Source organism: Altererythrobacter sp. MTPC7 (assembly GCF_042851395.1).
GTDB lineage: Bacteria > Pseudomonadota > Alphaproteobacteria > Sphingomonadales > Sphingomonadaceae > CAJXSN01.
The window spans coordinates 1-19,080 of sequence record NZ_BTGS01000014.1 but is presented as its reverse complement, the minus strand read 5'-3'; the positions used below and the strand labels follow the sequence as shown (position 1 = coordinate 19,080).

Genomic DNA, 19,080 nt, shown 5'->3' with positions numbered 1-19,080 from the left:
CGCCCCGTCCGATCCCTCAAAGTTTTTCGAAGCGTTCCTTCAACCTGTTGCGCGCGCGGTAAACGCGGGTTTCGATCGCTTTTTCGGTTGTGCCGAGAAGATCGGCCGCCTCGGCCTGGCTACGCCCCTCGATGGTGACGAGCACCAGCGCCTCGCGCAGCCTTACGGGCATGCGTGCGATCTCGGCCTGGACGCGTGTAAGCTCTTCCCTGGAAACGGCCAACGTTTCAGGACCCGGCAAATCGTCGGCGATGGAATGGAGTTCGTCATCGCCCGACAGCCCGAAAAAGCCCGCGACCTTGCGCCTGCGCAAACGGTCCCGGCAGCGGTTGAGGACGACGGTCGTCAGATAGGGTCCGATCGGCTTGTCCGGATCGAGCCGATGGCGCGTCAGCCACACCGAAGCAAGGCTGTCCTGAACAACGTCCTCGGCCTGGGAAGGAGAGGAAAGCATGCGGGTCGCGAGCGCGAGAAGCCGACCGGTTTCATGCTCGACGAGCTTGCTGAAAGCCCGCTTGTTACCGGCCCTCACCTGCGAGACAAGGGCCTCATCCGGATTGTCGCCCGCCCCTGACATGGCGCTTCAGTCGCGTGGGTCGCGGGTCAGGGCGTCGGAGACCTTGCGGTCGAACTGGCGTTGCTGTTCTGGATCGAGAATCTCGCGCATGTCGAAGACATGGCGCACCGTTGCTTTCTGCAGATCGCCCATACGCGCATGTACCTCGTCGATCGCGGCCGAGACCTCGGGGCCGTATTCGTGCTCGTTTTCCATCGCCTGGGCGAGCCGGGCATTGGCTGCGCGCGCCGATCCTTCGAGCCGTGCCCTTTCGACAGCGAAACGGGCCTCGAGCGCATCGAGACGCTGCTCCTGGTCGGCCGTCAGGGTGAGCTCGTCGTGCACGAAATCGTGGAGGCCGGAGCCTGCCTCGTGATTGGCCCAGCGGTCCGCGGCAATCGCGCCGAGGCATCCTGCGAGCGCTGCGAGAAGGACCGCGAGAACGATATGCGTCGTCTTCAAACCTTATTGCTCCACATGGAGGAGTGCCGATGGGGACAGCTGTTCGCCGAGGATAAGACCCTCGCCAAATGACGCGGAAGACGTGCCATAGCCGCCGGGCCAACCGCTCGTTCCGGCGCCAGCTCCAAGCCCGACGACGAACAGACCGACGAAAAGGGCCGTCCGGCGGCGTCGGTCGGCGATTTCGCCAAGCTGTCCGGCGCGCTGCCAAACGCCATCCATGAAGTCGGCTGGGACCTCGTTGGCGGCGGTGGCGGAAAGCGTTCCGAGCACCGCATCAAGAGAGTGATTGTCACGCATCCGAAAAACTCCTGTGGGTTGCACGTGTCCTATACGCAATAGAATACCCGAACCCTTAAGTTTCTTTTTTGAGGGCTGCGGCCCGGCTGTGCGTATCAGAACGTGCAACGAACAATAGCGAAGGTTGTCTGAACAGATCGGAAATTATGTGGTGAAAAATGCACGCCTCACAGAAGCGGAACGGGAATTCACTCCCCTGCTTGGCAGGAGCTGGCTTACACCGTTCTATGATCGTGCAATTGGTATATTCACCCGTGAGGCGAAATGGCGCCGGGAGACCGTCAGACAGGCTCGGCTTGAACCTGGCGACCGCGTCATCGATGTCGGGTGCGGCACGGGGACGTTACTGCGGGCGTTGATGGCAGACTGTCCCGAAGCGGGCTTGGTCGGCGTCGAACCCGACCCTGCCGCGCTGGCCATAGCCCGCAGCAAGTTCGGACAGGGTGCCGATCTGGTACGGTGGCACAACGGCTTTCTCGACAGCCTCGTGCTTGCCGATGATTGGCGGCCCAACATAATAGTCAGTAGCCTCGTTTTGCACCAGGTTCCGTTGCCGGAAAAACGCGCGATTCTTGACGAGATCGAGAGGTTGCTCTCTGCGGACGGTGTAGCACTTATCGCGGACTATATGCGGCAGGACCGCCCGCTGATGCGCGCACTGTTCCGGACAACCGTGCAATTTCTCGACGGCGTCGAGGATACTCAGCCGAGCGCTGACGGAGCAGTCGAAAAATTGCTGGATGAAATTTTTGCAAACGCAGAGCTGCTCGCTCAAATCCATACCGCAACCGGAACCATTTCGCTCTGGCGCGGCACCAAGAAAGGAAATGTAAGATGATCAAAGACAACCCATCGAAGCCGCTGCGGCGTTCGCTGACGGCATCGGTTCTTCTCACGCTGGCGGCGTGCTCGAATGCCGCACAGGCCGCAACCTACACCATGTTCCGGGATCCGGGATGTGGTTGCTGCCTGAGCTGGGCAGGACATGTCGAGGGCGGCATGGAAGCAGAAGTGGCTTCGGTCGATACTGACGATATGAGTGCGCTCAAGGCAGCCAGGGGCGTACCGCAGGATCTGTGGTCGTGCCACACAATGGAAGTCGATGGCTACATCATCGAAGGTCACGTACCCGCCGAAGCGATCGCGCGGCTCCTGCGCGAAAGGCCCGAGGGAGTAACCGGCCTCGCCGTTCCCGGAATGCCGATAGGCTCCCCCGGCATGGAAATGGGCGACCGAGTGCAGCCCTATGAGGTCATCGCTTTTGGTCCGAGCGGCCACAAAGTCTTTGCATCCTATCCGTAACCGCCACCCGACCCGTATAATCGCAATTCAAGAGGAGATCGCTCATGCAAGACCGCTCGCTCAAATCGTCGATCCTCGCCTGGGGCTGGACACTCAGCCTGTTTCTGCTCCTCAGCTACTTGATCTGCATAGCTTTCGGCCTGCTCGCGCCCGAACGGTTCCATATGCATGAAGCCTGGGAGCCGCTGCTTCCTGGCTTCGAGTGGTTGACGCTGTCCGGATTCCTTGCAGGCGCAATCGGCAGCTTCTTATATGGGTGGTACATTGCTGTGATCGTGGTGCCTTTGTACCGGTACTTCAGATAACGCTCGAGGAAATCAGACTGGCTTGAAACGGCGCTCTATCGATCGGATCGAGCACTCGATCCGGCGCAGATGTCGGATGCGATAAAAGCAGGCTAGCGGCGCCAATTAGAATGACCCGTCAACAGGAGACGAACAATTTCGCGATATCGATCCAGCGACGATAGACATGGTCTCCTTCTGCACACCGTCATAGGCGCGATCATGGGTTTCGCGATCCTTCATCCGGCGACAACACTTGTCTATTGGTATGAATTCGGCGCTTCGAATACTGCCGCCCATAGCAACGCGCTCGCTTTTCTGCTTGACCGCCTGTCTTCGGCATTCGCGTTCGAAATGATGACGATGAGCGCTGTTTATGCAGTCTTGGGCGCTGCGATTGGGCTCGGATTTGGTATTTATCATAGCCGCCTTTTGGATGAACGCTCGAAAGTTCGTTTCCTTGAACGCGAGCTCGAAGAAGAACTACCTTTGCTCATTGCCCGGGGCGAAGGAGAGCATGTCGAGTTCAAGTCGTCTATGCGTTGGGACCGACGCGAAGAGCGCGTAAACCGGCGCCTGCAGCAGGTTGTCGTGAAGACAATAGCGGGTTTTCTCAACCATGAAGGTGGCACGCTATTGATCGGCGTGGAAGACGACGGGGCTGTTGCGGGCATTGAAGCGGATATGCGAACGCTCAAGCACGCTAACCAAGATGGATTCGAACGACTTTTGATGGATACTACAAGAGACGCCCTAGGCGGGCATGCTTGTGCCTTGGTCCATAGTCGTTTTCATATCCTTGGCGGGCTGACCGTTTGCAGGGTGATCGTCGAGAAGAGCGTACATCCAGTTTACTACACCGACGGGGGTGTCGCTCATCTCATGCTGCGCACCGGAAACAGTACCCGGGAGCTGGATGTTCGCGAAGCTCAGGCGCACCTTCAACGAAGAGAAGCCGGGCCGATATAACTTTAACCCGGTCGCACGCAGACGCCTGGATTCTCACAGATTCTTTTTTGAGGGGTGAAGCCCTGCCAAACGTACTTTTCGGCAATGATGTTTTTCCGACGAGAGGACATCCATAGGGGAATGTGTTGCAAGGACATAGTCGCGATCGAACGGGCAGTACTGCCGGATCCATAACACTGTTGGGCGGTGTTGCGATGGGAACCGGCGTCATGATCGGCGCAGGAATATTCGCGCTTACCGGGCAGATCGCCGAACTTGCCGGTCCGCTTTTCCCGCTGTCCTTTATTGCTGGCGCGCTGGTAACCTCGCTGGCGGCCTACAGTTACATCAAGATGTCGAACAAATGGCCGTCCTCTGGCGGTATCGCGATGATCTTGCAAAAGGCATACGGGCCGGGAGTGGTTGCCTCAGCAGCCGCGCTGATGATGACGCTATCGATGATTATCAACGAAAGCCTTGTCGCACGAACCTTCGCAACCTACGCTCTGCGGCCCTTTGGTCTGGAAAGCACCGGCTGGCTTGTGTCCGCCGCGGCGCTCGCCGCTATCGTCTTTGCCTATCTGGTCAATGCGGCGGGTAACAAATCAGTCAGCGGCCTTTCGGTTATCATGTCAAGCATCAAGATCGGCGGGATCGCGATTTTCGCGATTGCCGCGATCTGGGCCAGCGGACTGTGGGGCGGCGCATTTTCAGAGCCGGTAGAGCTATCAAATGCCGATGCTTTGCTTGCCTCGGTCGCCTTCTCGATCCTGGCCTTCAAGGGTTTCACCACGATCACCAACAGCGGCGCTGAGATGGTTGACCCGCACAAAAATATCGGTCGCACGATTATGATCTCGATTGCAGTTTGCATCGTGATTTATCTGCTTGTCGCACTAGCCGTCGGCTCCAGTCTCAGCATCTCACAGATCGTACAGGCGCGCGACTATTCGCTGGCAGCAGCGGCGCGGCCGGCTTTCGGGCAGATGGGTTTCTATTTCACTGTCGCTATTGCTCTCACCGCTACCATTTCGGGTGTGATCGCGAGTGTTTTTGCTGCCTCACGCATGTTGGCCATGTTGACGGAAATGAAGATGATCCCGCACAGCCATTTCGGCATGAGCGGCGGGACACGCAGCCACATGCTGGTTTATACCGTGGTCATTGCCGGCACGCTCGCCGCCCTGTTCGATTTGTCGCGGATCGCTTCGCTGGGCGCGTTTTTCTACCTCGTGATGGACATGTTGGTGCACTGGGGCGTCTTGCGCCATCTGCGCAAAGAAGTTGGTGCAAGCGCAACGGTACTTCTTGCCGCGTTGGCGGCAGATGGCGTGGTCCTCGCAGCCTTCACCGCAGCCAAATTGCGCAGCGATCCTGCGATTGTAGCCTATGCGATCATCGGGATCGCTATCGTATTCTTGGGCCAATGGATCTTCCTCTCGCGCAATCCCGATGCTCCTGCATCACCCGAGAAAGATCAGTCGGAAGAAACGGGATGAACAGGCTTTTCCTTCTCGATTGTGAAGCTCTCGAAGCGAATTCGTTTCGAAACCACACCCGATTCTCGGCGTTTCCCAAAAGAACAGCCAGACAGACCCAATGGAGCGATTTATGACGACCCGAACAGCGACGGTTTACCGCATGGTGATGGAGGATCATGTCTGTCCCTATGGTCTCAAGACGATCGATCTCCTCAAGCGGCAAGGCTTTGAGGTCGACGATAATCACCTGACAAGCAGGGAAGAAACCGACGCGTTTAAAGACAAGCACCACGTTGAAACCACGCCTCAGACCTTTATCGAAGACAAGCGCATCGGTGGTTACGACGACGTTCGCGAATTCTTTGGCAAGAGCCGCTCGCAGCCCAAGGAAGGCGAAACCAGCTATCAGCCCGTCATCGCGATTTTCGCGGTGGCGCTGCTGCTCGCGCTCGGACTGAGCTGGGCCTTCTTCGACAATCTCTTTACCGTGCGCGCGGCAGAATGGTTCGTGAGCCTGTCGATGACCTTGCTGGCCGTCCAGAAGCTGCAAGACGTGCGCAGCTTCTCGACCATGTTCCTCAACTACGATCTGCTGGCCAAACGCTGGGTCCCCTATGGCTTCGTATATCCGTTCGGCGAAGCCGCCGCGGGTATTCTCATGACCGCTGGCGCGCTGACCTGGTTTTCGGCACCGCTGGCACTGTTTATCGGGACTATTGGCGCCGTCAGCGTATTCAAGGCGGTCTACATCGATAAGCGCGAGCTCAAATGCGCCTGCGTCGGGGGTAGCAGCAACGTGCCGCTTGGCTTCGTCTCATTGACCGAGAACCTGTTCATGATGGGCATGGGTCTGTGGATGGGCGCAAAGGCCTTCCTATGATCATTGCGCTCATTCTTGCCGTCGCCCTGTTCCTCTTGGCTATCGCCTCACACCTCGCGATCCTTGGTGTCGGCCACCGCCTCCTCGGCCGCAGGCGAGACACGCTGGCCAAACTTGGCGTCTCGCTGCTCGTCCTCAGTTCGCATTTTCTGGTCGCAATCCTTTTCGCGGTCGGCTTCTGGCTAGGCGCGGAATGGGATCTTGGAGGGTTCGACAAGGCCCCGACAATGGACTGGATGGACTACTTTTATTTCTCGCTCATCAATGTGACCACGCTTGGTCTGGGCGACATCTATCCGACCGACCACCTGAGGGTGCTCGCCGGCATCGAAGCCCTGACAGGCTTCGCACTCATCAGCTGCTCGGCGCAGCTATTCTGGACCTTGATGCATGAAGGAGAAAAAGCATGACTGAGAAGACGCGCCACTCGGACAAGGGAGGGGGAGGCAGCTACTGGCGGTTCATGGCCATGGTCTCGACCTCAACCGTGATCATGTTCTTCCTGATGTATGCCAACACGTTCACAGTTGACGACCTGTTCTGGAGCGAAACCCGCTTCTGGATGATGTTCGTCATGGGCGGAATGATGATGATCGTGATGCTCCTTTTCATGTGGGGCATGTACAAGGACCAGACCAAGAACTTCATCATTCTTGGCATCGGTGCCGTCGTGTTCGCCCTCGCCCTGTGGCTGGTGCGCAGTCAGACCACCGTCGACGATACCGAATATATGGCCGCGATGATCCCGCATCACTCGATCGCGATCATGACCAGCGAACGCGCAAGCCTGAAGGATCCAAGAGTGCGCGAACTCGCACAGGCTATCATCGTAGCCCAGCGCCGCGAAATCGCCGAGATGAAATATCTGATCGACGACATCGAGCAGAACGGGCCGCGAACCGAAGAACGCCTGCCAGAGGAGATGCAGCAATGAAAAACTTCGCGCTTATAGCGGCCATCGCATTGCCTCTCGCCGCCTGCAATTCCAACACCGCCCCGGGCAATGACCGCGAGGCACAGCTAGATCCGCCCGCATCCGCAGCCCCCATTGAGGATGCTGCCACTGCTCTGGCGAATGTCAGCCCCGGCCTGATGCTTCCCGAAACCATGAATGGCGCAGATATCGCTGCGCTGGGCGCGCAGAATTCCTGCCAGTTTCGTCTGACCGAAATTGCCTTCCCGTCCTTCGTCTACGACGATAGCGGCCAGGGTGCGGTCAAGATCAACGGTACCCTTATTCCGGTCACTGCCGATGGCCCGGACAGTTATTCGAACGGCGAGCTTCGCATCAGGACGCGCCTGCTGGATGATGAAGGCGATGCGGGCCTGCAGATGCAGGAGATAATCGTGGCTGCGCCAAGAGCCAAGGATGAATTCGGCTTCTGGGGTTATACCACCTGCCCCAGCGGCGGAGCCTGATTGAAGCCGGGCGCACGGGCGAGCGATGGCTCGCCCGTGCGCCTGCTCAAGCTGATTTTTCTTGCAGACATCAGATCTGAATAGGAGCGATCCCATGCCCGATACCAGGCCGATCGCCGTCTTCGGTGCCGGCGGCAAAACAGGCACCGAGCTTTTGAAGCATGCCTTTGGCCGCGACGTACCGATCCGTGCCTTTGAACACAATCTGCCCGAACCGAGCGAGCGCATAGGCGAGTTCGAATATATCGACTGCGATGTTCTGTCGGATAATTTCGCACACCAGCTTGATGGATGCCGCGCGGTGATTTCAACTCTCGGTGTCGGGTTTGGTCCGAGCAATGCCATCGATCCGCCACCGCTTTATACCGAAGGAACGCGAAATCTGCTCGAAGCGATGAAGCAAGCCGATATGGACCGAATTGCCGTGATCTCCGCGGCGTTCGTCGAACACCAGTCGAGCGTCCCTGCCTGGTTTGAGCTGACGGCCAAACCTGCACTGTTCAACATCCTGGAACAGATGCGTGCAATGGAGGCGATGCTGAGTGACGCTCCGGGTGTCAGATGGACTGCTGCGCGGCCCGGCTGGTTGCTTGACGAACCCTATACCGGCGAAGCGGTAATTACCGACGAACGGCTGGCAGATGGTTGCTTTAGATGCCGTCACGCGGATCTTGCAGCGAGCCTTCTCGAGTTCGTGGTCGAAGACACCTGGATCAATGCGAAGCCCGCCATCGGTCGGCCCGAAAGCGAGAGCTTAGAGAGACCTGCCGCCATCAAAGCTGAACTTGGGATCGATTGAGCCTGGCACCACCGATTGAAAGCAGTCGGACTGAACGTCACAAATTACGGATAAAACACAAGGAAGCCACATGTATTTCGAGACGATCAAGACCCCGGGCCTTTCGCAACTCTCCTACATTATCGGTGCAGGCGGGCAGGCTGCGGTCATAGATCCGCGCAGAGACTGCGAAATCTACGTCGACAAGGCCCGCGCCGAAGGACTGGAGATCACCCATATCTTCGAGACCCATCGCAATGAGGACCTCATCAGCGGATCGCCGATCCTTTCCGAAATGACCGGCGCGAGGGTCTATCACGGGCCCAATCCAGCGGGCGAAGTCCTGTTTGCCGAGACTGCGCGCGAAGGCGATTGCTTTGAACTGGGTCAACTGAAAATCGAAGTGCTTGAAACGCCCGGTCACACTGACGACCATCTCGCCTTCGTTATCCATGACAGTGAATATTCCGAAGGACCGGTTGGCGTCTTCACCGGCGATGCGCTGTTTGTCGGCGATGTCGGGCGAACCGATTTCTATCCCGAACGCAAGGAGGAAGTTGCCGGGCTGCTGTACGATTCCCTGCAAAAGATTTGCCGTCTCGGAGACCAGGCAATCATTTACCCGGCGCATGGCGCGGGTTCGGTCTGCGGATCGGGTATGGCGGACCGGGAATTCTCCACGGTCGGCCACGAGCGACGCAACAATCCGCGTCTGCGCATCTCTGATCGCGAGGAATTCATTCAGGCAAAAATAGCAGAGCACCATTACCAGCCGCCCTATTTCCGGCTGATGGAGCGACTCAATCTGGAAGGCGCCGATGCTGCGCCGCGCATCATGCGGCCCCGCCGCATTGGGCTAGAGGAAATTACCAAGAGCGGCGCTGACCACCTGATCGACGTTCGTGAGCCGCTTGGCTATGCTGGCGGCCACCTGCCGGGCGCGATGTGCCTTCCTGTGGGTATGATTCCGGCTTTTGCCGGGTGGTTCATCGGCGAGGGCGAGACGATAGCGCTGGTCGCCTCTGAAGAAGACCAGCTTGCCAAGGCGATGGCGCATCTGGTGCGCATCGGTTTTGACAACATCATTGGTGGTTACGTGGGCGTCGTTCCTGCAGCTGCACAGGGCGCGGCGATGCGCAGCGTTCCCATGATCAACACCGATGAAGTCGCGCAAAGACTCGATCAGAACGGCGGCCAATGGACCTTGCTCGATGTGCGTGATCTCGAGGAGCGCCAGCAAACCAGTATCGATGGCTCAGAACATATCTACGTCGGCGAGCTGAATACCCGCTGGAAAGAGCTAAAGCAGGATCATCACTACACGCTGATGTGCGCCAGCGGGATGCGCGCGAGCGTTGCTGCGGGCTGGCTGGCCAGCAAGGGTTTCGAGCACCTCGACATCTATCTTGGTTCCATGGGGGCGTGGAAGAACGCGTCCGGCTGAAGCGCGTAGCTTGAAGCGCGAAACTCTTGCAAAGCACGTCAAAATCTTTTGCGAGATTTTGCTCGTATGTGGCGGGTCAGCGTGCTCGTCGCTCAACTAGCGGCGCGACCGAGCGCCGTATCCATTGAATGACTTCCTGGTCCGCGAACGAAGACAAATGCCAGCGCCCCCAGGATAGCGATATTCTTGAGTAGAGGCCTGTGTGGCCAGGGGCGATATGGATCGCGAAAGTTATCGGAACGAGAGTGAGAAATAGCGCGGTGCATGAGAGCCGAGTCATCCACCCCAAGGCCAGCGATGTGCCTGCACCGATGAACACCAAGCCAGACAGCCACAAAAGGATGGACGCATCACCAATTAAAACAACATGATCTTTCCATGGCGACAATGCCATCCGGTCAAGCATATATTCATGCGCAAGAAAATGCCCCACTCCGCCGATGACGAATATGAGGCTCAAAGAGAGGCGGAAGACCGGATCGATCAATCGCACTTTTGTGGCCCATGTCGCTAGGTTGTTTTCGACATTCCGGATCATAATGTACCCTCCACCCTCAGGTTGATGCATCGACGGCAAACTTACTGGGTGCGTGGACCTGTTTCTTCGGGCGGTGTTTGCGGTTCACCCAAAACGTTGACCGGCAGTTTCAGATAGATCGTGCCGTTTTCTTCTGCGCCAGGCATGTTCCCACCACGAATGTTGATCTGGATTGATGGCAGGATGAGACGTGGCATACCCAGCTGTTCGTCGCGCTCCTCTCGCATGGCCACAAATGCATCCTCGCCGATCCCGGCGTGGACATGGATGTTGCTGTGCTTTTGGTCTTGTACCGTAGTTTCCCACCGATGCTCCGAGCGGCCTTCCGGTAGGTAGTCGTGACACATAAACAGCCGCGTCTCGCCTGGTAGCTCGAAGATCCGGCGAATAGAGCGATAGAGCGTACGTGCATCGCCGCCGGGAAAGTCGGCGCGCGCCGTGCCGTAATCGGGCATGAACAGCGTATCGCCGACAAAGGCGGCATCGCCGATAACATAAGTCATGCACGCGGGCGTATGTCCCGGCGTATGGAGTGCCCGAGCCGATATGGTGCCCAGGTCGAAGCTGTCATTATCGGCAAACAAATGGTCGAACTGGCGCCCATCGCGCGGCAGGTCCACCCCGGCATTGAAGATCGGACCGAAGGTATTCTGCGTGACGGTGATCTGGCTGCCGATAGCGAGTCTGCCGCCTAGCGCGCTGCGAATGTAAGGTGCGGCGGACAGGTGATCGGCATGGACATGGGTTTCCAGTATCCACTCACATTTGAAACCCTTCTCCCGGACGAAATCGATCACCTTATCGGCGGACTTTGTCGCGGTTCGTGCCGCTGCGGCATCGAAATCGAGCACCGGATCGATCACCGCGCACACCTTGGCCGCGGGATCGGACACGACATAGGTCACCGTATTGGTATTTGTGTCGAAAAATGCCTCTACGTCAGGTTTCATCGAAAGCTCTTTTTGTATGCAGGTTGAAGGCGGGTCGGAGTGATCAGTCCTGCGCTCGGTCGACGTAATTACGGACAAAATCTTCCAGCGCCGGTTCATCGCAAACGAAGCCCATATCCGCCGCTTGCTGCAGCGTCGCGTCGCCGCCCATTCCCTGTTGCGCCGCCAGATGCATCATTGTGAAGGCCCCTGCGCGCTTGCCCGAAGCGCAATGGACCAGCACCGGCTTCGGGAGCGCTTCGACGCTGGCCCTGAATTCATCGACGAGTTCATCCGACATGGCGCCGCCCGCCACCGGCAGGTGACGATATTCGAGGCCAAGCGATGCCACAACTTCACCTTCCCGGTCCGGGGCGATTGGCTGATCCGCCTCATCCTGGCAGCGCAGGTTGACGACGGCTTTGTAACCATCCTCCGCCAAGGCGCGCAGGTCGCTCTCGGAAGGCGGAGCAGCCGAGACGGCGAAACTGTCGTTGAGGGTCTTGATGTGGGTCATAAGGAATATCCTGGATCTGGTTCAAAGCTCCCGGCCCGCAATAGCGCGGCGGCAGATTACGATTGACTTTATATGCACACCTTCGCATATATGCAAGTATGCAAGCCGAAGATATTCGCAAACAAGCCGAAAAGGCGGTGACCCTGCTCAAGGCATTGGGCAGCCACAACCGCCTGATGATCGCCTGCCAGCTTGTGGAGGGCGAGCGCAGCGTGGGCGAGCTGGCCAATTTGCTGGAGATCGGTGAAACCGTCGTCTCGCAGCATCTTTCGCTGATGCGCAAGGACGGTCTGGTCGCAGCGCGGCGAGACGGTCGCTCAATCCACTATTCCCTGTCCGGCGATGCGACACGGCGTGTGCTGGAAACGCTTTACGCCATCTATTGCAGTCCGGACGGCGAAGCCGGCAGCGGACCCGGCGAGACAAGTTAATGACGGCTGCGCCCGCCTGATGGATATCGGTCTTGTTCAGGCGTCATTGTCGCTAGCCTCAGGGCTCCTCGTGGGGTTCTCGCTGGGCTTAATCGGCGGCGGGGGATCGATCCTCGCCGTGCCGCTATTGATCTATGTTGTCGGCGTTCGCGACACACATGTCGCAATCGCCACATCCGCTGCCGCCGTGGCCGCGAGCGCCTTGGCCAACCTGCTGTTACATGCCCGTGGCGGAAGTGTGAAATGGCGTTGCGCAAGTCTTTTCGCGGCATTCGGTATTATCGGTGCAGCGGCGGGATCGACTGTGGGGAAGATGACACAAGGCGATCTCCTGCTGGGCCTGTTCGGCTTGGTGATGATCATTGTCGGCCTGTCCATGTTACGCGAAAAATCGGGCGGGTCCGACCCGGATGTCCGCCTTACCGCAGCGACCGCATTGCGGTTAACCCCGCGGCTGGCGGCCGGTGGGTTTATTGTCGGCGCACTGTCCGGCTTTTTTGGTATCGGCGGCGGGTTCCTGGTGGTGCCGGGCTTGGTTGCAGCGACGGCCATGCCGATCCTCAATGCGATCGGCTCCTCGCTGGTTTCCGTAACGGCTTTCGGCGCCACCACGGCCGCCAATTACGCATTGGACGGGCTGATCAATTGGCCGATTGCCGGGTTCTTCATTGGCGGAGGCGCGATGGGGGGCTGGCTGGGAACCCGGGCCTCGCACAGCCTCGCGGCGCGCAAGCGGACGCTAACATACATCTTCTCTGCAGTCGTGATCCTTGTCGGTGTGTTCGTCACCGGTGAATGGGTGACGACGGATTTGTTGTGATCGCCGCCATTCGGCGTCATATGTCCAGACGCAGACTGCGCAGTCTGACAGGGTGCAAGGTCTCTTACCCTGCCGATGACAATATCTCATGTGCGGATGTGGAAGTGAGCGAAGAGGAGCCCCTAGCAGTAGGCGAGCTGACCATCCGCGCGCTGTTTACACCCGGCCATACCGACAAACATCACTGCTACCTGATAGAGCAGGGCGGCCATACGCAGGTGTTCACTGGCGACGCGCTCCTGATCGATGGGTGCGGTCGCACCGATTTCCAGAGCGGCGTTTCCGCCACTCTCTACAAATCAGTCCGCGAAAAGCTGTTCGCCCTCCCGGAAGATACGCTGGTCTATCCTGCACATGACTACTCGGGCCGCCAGGTATCAACGATCCTGCAGGAGCGCACACGCAATCCTCGATTGAACGACGGCATCTCGCTTTCCGAGTTTCAGAGGATCATGGCCGAACTCGACCTGCCCTATCCTAATAAAATCGACGTTGCCGTGCCTGCCAATTTAAAGTGCGGTGATTGCGTCGAAGAAGCTGTCGGGCACATGCATGAGATCGGCGGGAAGTCGCCGCAGGGATAGGTTGTCCTGCCATAGATAATGCGGAAGCCCGCGCCGGTTATCACGAACTGTGCGCACGCCCCCATCATTTGATCGAACTAGGGGACTATCACCAGAACCATATCTGGATGGCAAATCGAACTGGTATGCTTCGGGATCGAGGAGTTTTTCCAAATCCGTCGAAATCAAGATCGCTTTGGTTCCGCTCGATTCCGAAAATGCTTCCCCTCAAACCTTGCCAGGCAGCATCAGTCTGAATGACATGCCGGGCCGAAAAGCGGCTGGAACCATCGTTGCGCAATGGCCCATCGTATCTCTTTGCTGGCTTCAGCTATCGCATCAAACGGAGCATAATGCGAGTGTCGATCTCTCAGAGCATGAGACTACATGAATGCTTTCATGAGAGTTGGCTCGAACAAGCCCCAAGCGGCAGCGATGAAGCTCAACGCAGTTGCAACCAGGAGCATAATTATCTGAGGGTTCAAGAACCATTTATGTGCGGCTTGGGAATCGCAATGACATTTGCGCCGATATTTCCGTAGAACAATGAGCCAACTAGTCGCCACCGCAATCATCGAAAGGGCGGTCATTGGCCAATGGAGCGAACCCAGAGGTGCCAAAATACTGCTCAAGCCCGCACTTAATCCGGCAGCGGCCAGCACCAACGGCAGAATGCAGCAAGAGCAAGCTGCCAAAACAGCAGCCGAACTGCTTATGACACTCACAAAGGTGGTCTTGCTTTCATTCAAAGGAAATGGCTCGACAGCATTAATCTGTTTAGCCATGAAAGGACTAGCCGCCACGGGCGGCTCTTAACCACATGTGATCTTTGAATAGATCTGCCATAGTACTCTTTCGACCAGAGGTTTCCCAAGTGAGAATTTTTCGTATTCCGCAGTTGTAGCGTAGCCTTCAACGAATTGAAGGTCGATGGTAAATTGCATCACAGTTTTCTTGCGGCTCCTCAAACCCGCAGTACGCAGCCCTGGTGTCCCAGGTCGATGGACGCCGCAGTCCTTCCGCCAGCATACCTGCGCTCGAGCGTCATCATACCAGAAAGACGGAACCCCGCGCCCAGGGTTGGGTCAAGCGCGGGGTTCCTGAACGGCCCCGGGACACCTGCGACCCGCAGGGCTCGGGGGGAGACGGGGCCGCCATTCAAGTAATGAGGAGACAACCAGTCGGGGATCGAATTTGGTTATTCACTGCATCTGAGCTCTCACGTTTCTTGAAAATCGATATATCGAACGGATAGGTCCACTCAGAGATGTGGCGCCGCAATCAAAACGTAGCACGAGCATGCTGGATTCTCGCCGACACTCAATCGCTGGGAACTTGCTCGCTCAATCAGTCGATCGGTTCTGGAACCACGCGCAAGTATGGTTTTTTTTCGTCCCAGCCAGCAGGATATATCGCCTTCGCATCTTCGTCCGACAAGGAAGGCGGAATGATCACGTCATCACCTTTTTGCCAATTGACCGGCGTCGCGACGCCCTTGCGTTCGGTGAGTTGCACCGAATCCAGCAGCCGAAGCACTTCATCGAAATTTCGCCCGCTGCTCATCGGGTAAAGCAGCATGGCACGAATTTTCTTGTCTGGCCCGATGATATAGACAGCGCGGACGGTGGCGTTATCGGCTGCGGTTCGCCCCTCCGCAATACCCGCTTCGTCGGCCGGCAGCATATTATAAAGCTTGGCGACCTGTAGGTCGCTGTCGCCGACCACGGGATAGTCGATCTTATTTCCGCTCACCTCCTCGATATCGGGAAGCCAATCGCGATTATCCTGGCTGCTGTCGACCGAAAGGCCAAGAATCTTGGTGTCGCGTTTGGCAAATTCCTCGCCAAGCCCGGCCATGTAACCAAGCTCGGTCGTGCAAACCGGTGTAAATGCCTTGGGATGGGAAAAGAGGATTGCCCAGCTGTCACCCATCCAATCATGGAAATGAATGCTGCCTTGTGTGGTCTGAGCTGTGAAATTGGGGGCTGTCGAGCCAATGGAAAGGGTCATGTAAATACTCCTACTTATCTTGTGGGAACTCAGGGCGCATTTCTAGCCATGCTCTGAGAAAAATGCGGGTTCGACTTCGGCTTGACCTTGGTCCTCAAGGATGAACGCCAGAGCCGCTTTGCTCGGGTCAATCGGTCATACGACAAACCGATCCCAGCCCGCATAATGCTCACCGCTTCGCTTACCGCGAGGCAGGCTCAGTCCGATCAAGAGCAGTCCGACCCCAACCGAGGCCACCGTTCCGGCAGCCGAAGCCCCTGCAAGCATGAAGGGCGCTGCGACCAGCCAGGCACCGAATGCAGCGTTGATGAAGCGCAAGGCGCGCGCGACTTCCGCGGTCGCGATGATTGCCACCGTAATCACCAAAGCACCCACCACGTGATCGCTGTTGGCCATCGCCCCCTCGCTGCCAAGCGTTATCCTTGTCAGCATCAGCCACGCTCCCAGAGCCGTGCTGGCCACCAGGGTCCACGGGAAGGTCACGCCGCGCACCGTGTTCGTCCAGATCGAACGCGCGTCGGTCATATAGTCGGTATCGTCGATTTCACCGTTTGACACTGCGCCGCCCTTGAAGAAGGTACGAACGAGTGACTTGCCTTCCTTTTTCGACCAGTAGAGATACTGTCCCATGGCGATGACTTCATCGAGCGAGAACGGGATCATGATGAGCATCGCAAGCGCAGCAATCAGAGCCGGCGTACTCCACGTCCCGATCAATATCGGCTGAATGATCACGAAATAGATACTGACCACACCGAGCGGAATGACCAGAATGCCGAAGAAGGTAACCATCCACGGCATCGTGCGCCAGCGCGTGCGGGTTCCCATGACCGCCATCAGGATCTCGAGCACATAGCTGACCGCCCCTAGTCCGGCATCCGGGATCGGCCACGCCTTGGATACATCCGACGTGATGATTTCCTCGGTGCCGTTCTTGGGATCGCCAAGCGATCCGGAGAAAAACGGCTCCCACGCCACATCGATATGGCCAAGCTGGTAGGAGGTAAGCATGCGCGATATCAGAAGGCCGATGATGCCCATCGCCACGATCGGGAATCGCTGGGCATCGGTCGAGGGACTGTAGGTCCACCCGGGCGGGATGGACTTCTTGTCCATCATCCCTTCCATGCTCATGCCGGGCATCATTGGCACCAGCACCGAGAATGCGATCGCCAATGTACCAACCAGGAGATTGGTCAGATATTGGGCCGCGCTCGGACTCCAGAAGAACAAGGGCGCGAAAAGCAGCCAGATGCCGACAAAGGCCGTCGCCCACTGCCCCAACCAGGCGGTGCGCTTCGAAAGCGACATCGCGCCGAAGATCATCAATGCGATCCCGCTCAGCATATCGCTTAGGGCAAGAGCATTGGCCCGCCATTCGATCGACGGCAAACCCCGCTCGAGAGTGACCGCTACGACCGAAGCACGCGCAGTATCGGCGGATACGACGTCATAAACACCAGGACTTGCAGCAAGCCACAGGCCAAGCCCGATGACAGCAAACTGCGTCCAACGGGTACCGCGCTGGGGGCCGTCCATGTCGTGCATGTTGCCGTCCATCTGGTGCCCATCATGAGCCATGTCGGTGTCATGCGATGGTAGTCGCGCCGGTTCGGTCTTCGCTGCATCCGAACTCTTTGGATGCCAGGCCACGCGGGACGTGTTCAGCTTGTTCGTTTCGTACCAGTCCTGCGGGTCGGCTTGCAACGCGTCGATGATGGTCGGAAGCGTTTCGCGGAGCGAGTGCTCTGGCTCCCACCCCAGCAGTTTCCGGGCGCGGGAGATATCGAGAATGTAGTGAGCGTTTGCGTCATCGACCATCCATTGCTTGACGAATCCGTCATGACCGAGGACTTCTTCCTCGATCCACGTGCCCAGTTTCGCCACGCTTTTTGGAATGCGCACTGTCGTCCATTCCTCGCCGTGGATCTGGCAATGAACGATGTCTTGAATCTCGGCGTATCCAAGCGTTTCGGGCTCTCCGACAAGTATCGGCATCTCGCCCTCGAGGTCAGTGCGATGAGCGATAGTCTGCTCGACCGCCTTGGTCAGATCGTCAAGATGCAGTGCCGACTGCGCAGCGCAAAGCATCCCCGGATACAGATGCGCCGACACGCGATGCTCATAGACACCGGCAATCTGTTCGGCGAGAAAGGCGGAGTGCCCCTCGTCGTCGTAAACCCCCGCAAATCGCAGGAATACAACCGGAATGTCGCCACGGTTCTCGCGCAGTACCTGTTCCGCATCGGCCTTCGATTGAGGGTAAGGCCAGGTCGGTCCAAGTGGACTGGATTCGTCGATACGCTCGTCGGGCAGCTGTTTGGGCTCGTGAACAAGCATGGAGCTTGCATAGATGAACTGTTCGATGTCGAAGGCCTGCAGCGCCGTGATCAGGCGGCGTGAACCCTCGACGTTGACCTTCTCGTAGAGAGGATTGGACTCACCAGTAATGTCGAAATACGCGGCGAGGTGAATGCAAGCGGCAATTTCAGATCCAAAGTCGCTCCTGACCTGTTCGAGAGCAGTCGCAACAGACGCATCATCGCCGAGATCCATGCGATAGGACGCGGCGAGATCGGGATCGTCCTTCGCCGGAGAGCGGTCGAGACCGATCACGCGATAGGTGCGGCCGAGCCGCTTCGTGAGCGCGCGACCGATAAATCCGCTCGCGCCCGTGATCAGAATGATTTGCTTGTCCATTCAGAAAGCCTCGATGCCGTTTTTGAGTTATCTCCACTTGGTTACGCAGCGGATGGCAGCCACCCCTCAAGGGACGGCTGCCAATTCCTGTCGCTTAGCAGCAACCCGAAGACTTTTCGTCCGCGCGCGCTCGTGAGATTTCCTGAACGAGTTCGGCTGTCTTCGCATCCCTACCGGTTCGGGCGATGTCGGCCTGGGACACCATACCGCAGCATTTTCCGTCATCGTCGATAACCGGTACGCGGCGTACCTGGCTGTTCTCCATCGAGGTCAGGCAGTCCTCGAGCGAGGTATCGGGGGTGACACTCACGACGGATCGGGTCATAACCTCTTCGATCCGCGTTTCTGCCGGCATGCCCTCTGCAACCGCGCGGCAGCACACGTCGCGATCTGTGATTACACCGACAAGACCGCCGTCGTCGTCGACGACCGGGATTTCACCGCAGTCATGTTCGACCATCAGCTTTGCTGCCTCCTGAAGGTTTTCATCTTTCTTGCAGCAAGCTGGATCGCTGGTCATGATTTCGCTGATCTTCAAGTCTCTCTCCATTATGTTTGGCGTTGTGTCCGACACCGAGAAATCTTCGGGCGTGCGCCTCAAGAAGAATTTCCTGTCGAATCATCAGGTCGCAAACCTAGTGTTTGCCATCGTTGGAAGGTCAAGGGGTGGTCTGAGCCGATTAGAACGCTGTGCGCCGGGCGAACTTCTTTCTTCTAT

The 19,080-nt window shown here is 57.8% G+C and carries 25 protein-coding genes; 16 read left to right on the top strand and 9 right to left on the bottom strand.

Translation table 11 applies throughout. From position 1 onward, the window contains the following. Positions 1-16: 16 nt before the first annotated feature. From ACGHJ7_RS12135 to ACGHJ7_RS12125, 3 genes are read right to left on the bottom strand one after another with little or no spacing between them, the layout of a single operon-like run. Positions 17-577 (bottom strand): RNA polymerase sigma factor, encoded by a 561-nt coding sequence (locus ACGHJ7_RS12135; RefSeq protein ID WP_390478002.1) that lies wholly within the window; start codon positions 575-577, stop codon positions 17-19. Positions 578-583: 6 nt separating this feature from the next. Next, on the bottom strand, positions 584-1,018 hold the full coding sequence (locus tag ACGHJ7_RS12130) for a periplasmic heavy metal sensor (protein ID WP_322293667.1): 435 nt from the start codon (positions 1,016-1,018) through the stop codon (positions 584-586). Between the two features lie 3 nt (positions 1,019-1,021). Continuing rightward, the gene (locus tag ACGHJ7_RS12125) at positions 1,022-1,318 is read right to left on the bottom strand and encodes a hypothetical protein (protein WP_284054754.1); all 297 of its coding nucleotides are present in this window, start codon (positions 1,316-1,318) and stop codon (positions 1,022-1,024) included. Positions 1,319-1,469: 151 nt separating this feature from the next. Here ACGHJ7_RS12125 and ACGHJ7_RS12120 point away from each other — a divergent pair, with 151 nt between their 5' ends. The 11 genes from ACGHJ7_RS12120 to ACGHJ7_RS12070 all read left to right on the top strand — a co-directional run bounded on the left by ACGHJ7_RS12120 (position 1,470) and on the right by ACGHJ7_RS12070 (position 9,854). After that, positions 1,470-2,156: a class I SAM-dependent methyltransferase gene (locus ACGHJ7_RS12120; protein WP_390477998.1), complete on the top strand. Its 687-nt coding sequence runs from the start codon at positions 1,470-1,472 to the stop codon at positions 2,154-2,156. Next, positions 2,153-2,620: a DUF411 domain-containing protein gene (locus tag ACGHJ7_RS12115; protein WP_022674325.1), complete on the top strand. Its 468-nt coding sequence runs from the start codon at positions 2,153-2,155 to the stop codon at positions 2,618-2,620. The genes ACGHJ7_RS12120 and ACGHJ7_RS12115 overlap by 4 nt, the downstream gene beginning before the upstream one ends. 44 nt (positions 2,621-2,664) lie before the next feature. Beyond that, positions 2,665-2,925: a DUF5676 family membrane protein gene (locus ACGHJ7_RS12110; protein WP_022674324.1), complete on the top strand. Its 261-nt coding sequence runs from the start codon at positions 2,665-2,667 to the stop codon at positions 2,923-2,925. 201 nt (positions 2,926-3,126) lie between these two features. Then, positions 3,127-3,873, top strand: coding sequence for a helix-turn-helix domain-containing protein (locus ACGHJ7_RS12105; RefSeq protein WP_390477995.1), 747 nt, complete (start codon positions 3,127-3,129; stop codon positions 3,871-3,873). A gap of 170 nt (positions 3,874-4,043) precedes the next feature. Continuing rightward, positions 4,044-5,351 (top strand): APC family permease, encoded by a 1,308-nt coding sequence (locus ACGHJ7_RS12100; RefSeq protein ID WP_390478163.1) that lies wholly within the window; start codon positions 4,044-4,046, stop codon positions 5,349-5,351. A 100-nt stretch (positions 5,352-5,451) separates the two neighbouring features. Next, positions 5,452-6,213, top strand: coding sequence for a MauE/DoxX family redox-associated membrane protein (locus tag ACGHJ7_RS12095; RefSeq protein WP_390477993.1), 762 nt, complete (start codon positions 5,452-5,454; stop codon positions 6,211-6,213). Continuing rightward, on the top strand, positions 6,210-6,623 hold the full coding sequence (locus ACGHJ7_RS12090) for a potassium channel family protein (RefSeq protein ID WP_390477990.1): 414 nt from the start codon (positions 6,210-6,212) through the stop codon (positions 6,621-6,623). The genes ACGHJ7_RS12095 and ACGHJ7_RS12090 overlap by 4 nt, the downstream gene beginning before the upstream one ends. Then, entirely contained in the window at positions 6,620-7,147 is a 528-nt protein-coding gene (locus ACGHJ7_RS12085; protein ID WP_390477988.1) for a DUF305 domain-containing protein, read from the top strand. The genes ACGHJ7_RS12090 and ACGHJ7_RS12085 overlap by 4 nt, the downstream gene beginning before the upstream one ends. Continuing rightward, a complete protein-coding gene (locus ACGHJ7_RS12080; protein ID WP_390477985.1) occupies positions 7,144-7,632 on the top strand; it encodes a DUF6692 family protein in 489 nt (162 codons plus the stop codon). Before ACGHJ7_RS12085 ends, ACGHJ7_RS12080 begins: the two co-directional genes overlap by 4 nt. 94 nt (positions 7,633-7,726) lie before the next feature. After that, the gene (locus ACGHJ7_RS12075) at positions 7,727-8,431 is read left to right on the top strand and encodes an NAD(P)-dependent oxidoreductase (RefSeq protein ID WP_390477983.1); all 705 of its coding nucleotides are present in this window, start codon (positions 7,727-7,729) and stop codon (positions 8,429-8,431) included. Positions 8,432-8,501: 70 nt separating this feature from the next. After that, positions 8,502-9,854, top strand: a complete 1,353-nt coding sequence (locus ACGHJ7_RS12070; protein WP_390477981.1) for a rhodanese-like domain-containing protein — start codon at positions 8,502-8,504, stop codon at positions 9,852-9,854. A gap of 76 nt (positions 9,855-9,930) precedes the next feature. On the opposite strand, the gene ACGHJ7_RS12065 is transcribed toward ACGHJ7_RS12070, so the two are convergent. From ACGHJ7_RS12065 to ACGHJ7_RS12055, 3 genes are read right to left on the bottom strand one after another with little or no spacing between them, the layout of a single operon-like run. Next, complete coding sequence (locus tag ACGHJ7_RS12065) at positions 9,931-10,392, bottom strand: DoxX family protein (RefSeq protein WP_390477978.1); 462 nt, start codon at positions 10,390-10,392, stop codon at positions 9,931-9,933. A 41-nt stretch (positions 10,393-10,433) separates the two neighbouring features. Next, a complete protein-coding gene (locus tag ACGHJ7_RS12060; protein ID WP_063505479.1) occupies positions 10,434-11,342 on the bottom strand; it encodes an MBL fold metallo-hydrolase in 909 nt (302 codons plus the stop codon). Between the two features lie 43 nt (positions 11,343-11,385). Continuing rightward, complete coding sequence (locus ACGHJ7_RS12055) at positions 11,386-11,838, bottom strand: beta-lactamase hydrolase domain-containing protein (protein WP_063511301.1); 453 nt, start codon at positions 11,836-11,838, stop codon at positions 11,386-11,388. Positions 11,839-11,936: 98 nt separating this feature from the next. Here ACGHJ7_RS12055 and ACGHJ7_RS12050 point away from each other — a divergent pair, with 98 nt between their 5' ends. The 4 genes from ACGHJ7_RS12050 to ACGHJ7_RS12035 all read left to right on the top strand — a co-directional run bounded on the left by ACGHJ7_RS12050 (position 11,937) and on the right by ACGHJ7_RS12035 (position 14,468). Beyond that, complete coding sequence (locus ACGHJ7_RS12050; protein ID WP_063505481.1) at positions 11,937-12,269, top strand: helix-turn-helix transcriptional regulator; 333 nt, start codon at positions 11,937-11,939, stop codon at positions 12,267-12,269. A 19-nt stretch (positions 12,270-12,288) separates the two neighbouring features. Further along, entirely contained in the window at positions 12,289-13,089 is an 801-nt protein-coding gene (locus ACGHJ7_RS12045) for a TSUP family transporter (RefSeq protein ID WP_390477973.1), read from the top strand. Continuing rightward, a complete protein-coding gene (locus tag ACGHJ7_RS12040; RefSeq protein ID WP_390477970.1) occupies positions 13,065-13,673 on the top strand; it encodes an MBL fold metallo-hydrolase in 609 nt (202 codons plus the stop codon). Before ACGHJ7_RS12045 ends, ACGHJ7_RS12040 begins: the two co-directional genes overlap by 25 nt. A 525-nt stretch (positions 13,674-14,198) precedes the next feature. Next, positions 14,199-14,468 (top strand): hypothetical protein, encoded by a 270-nt coding sequence (locus ACGHJ7_RS12035; RefSeq protein WP_390477967.1) that lies wholly within the window; start codon positions 14,199-14,201, stop codon positions 14,466-14,468. Positions 14,469-14,999: 531 nt separating this feature from the next. On the opposite strand, the gene ACGHJ7_RS12030 is transcribed toward ACGHJ7_RS12035, so the two are convergent. The 3 genes from ACGHJ7_RS12030 to ACGHJ7_RS12020 form a co-directional block, all read right to left on the bottom strand. After that, a complete protein-coding gene (locus ACGHJ7_RS12030) occupies positions 15,000-15,662 on the bottom strand; it encodes a peroxiredoxin (protein WP_390477964.1) in 663 nt (220 codons plus the stop codon). Positions 15,663-15,797: 135 nt separating this feature from the next. Further along, complete coding sequence (locus ACGHJ7_RS12025) at positions 15,798-18,362, bottom strand: NAD-dependent epimerase/dehydratase family protein (protein WP_390477961.1); 2,565 nt, start codon at positions 18,360-18,362, stop codon at positions 15,798-15,800. A 94-nt stretch (positions 18,363-18,456) separates the two neighbouring features. Continuing rightward, on the bottom strand, positions 18,457-18,882 hold the full coding sequence (locus ACGHJ7_RS12020; protein WP_390477958.1) for a CBS domain-containing protein: 426 nt from the start codon (positions 18,880-18,882) through the stop codon (positions 18,457-18,459). Here ACGHJ7_RS12020 and ACGHJ7_RS12015 point away from each other — a divergent pair. Continuing rightward, positions 18,881-19,080 (top strand): hypothetical protein (locus ACGHJ7_RS12015; RefSeq protein ID WP_390477955.1); only part of this gene is annotated, 200 nt, incomplete at its 3' end. The two genes, ACGHJ7_RS12020 and ACGHJ7_RS12015, sit on opposite strands and share 2 nt — an antisense overlap.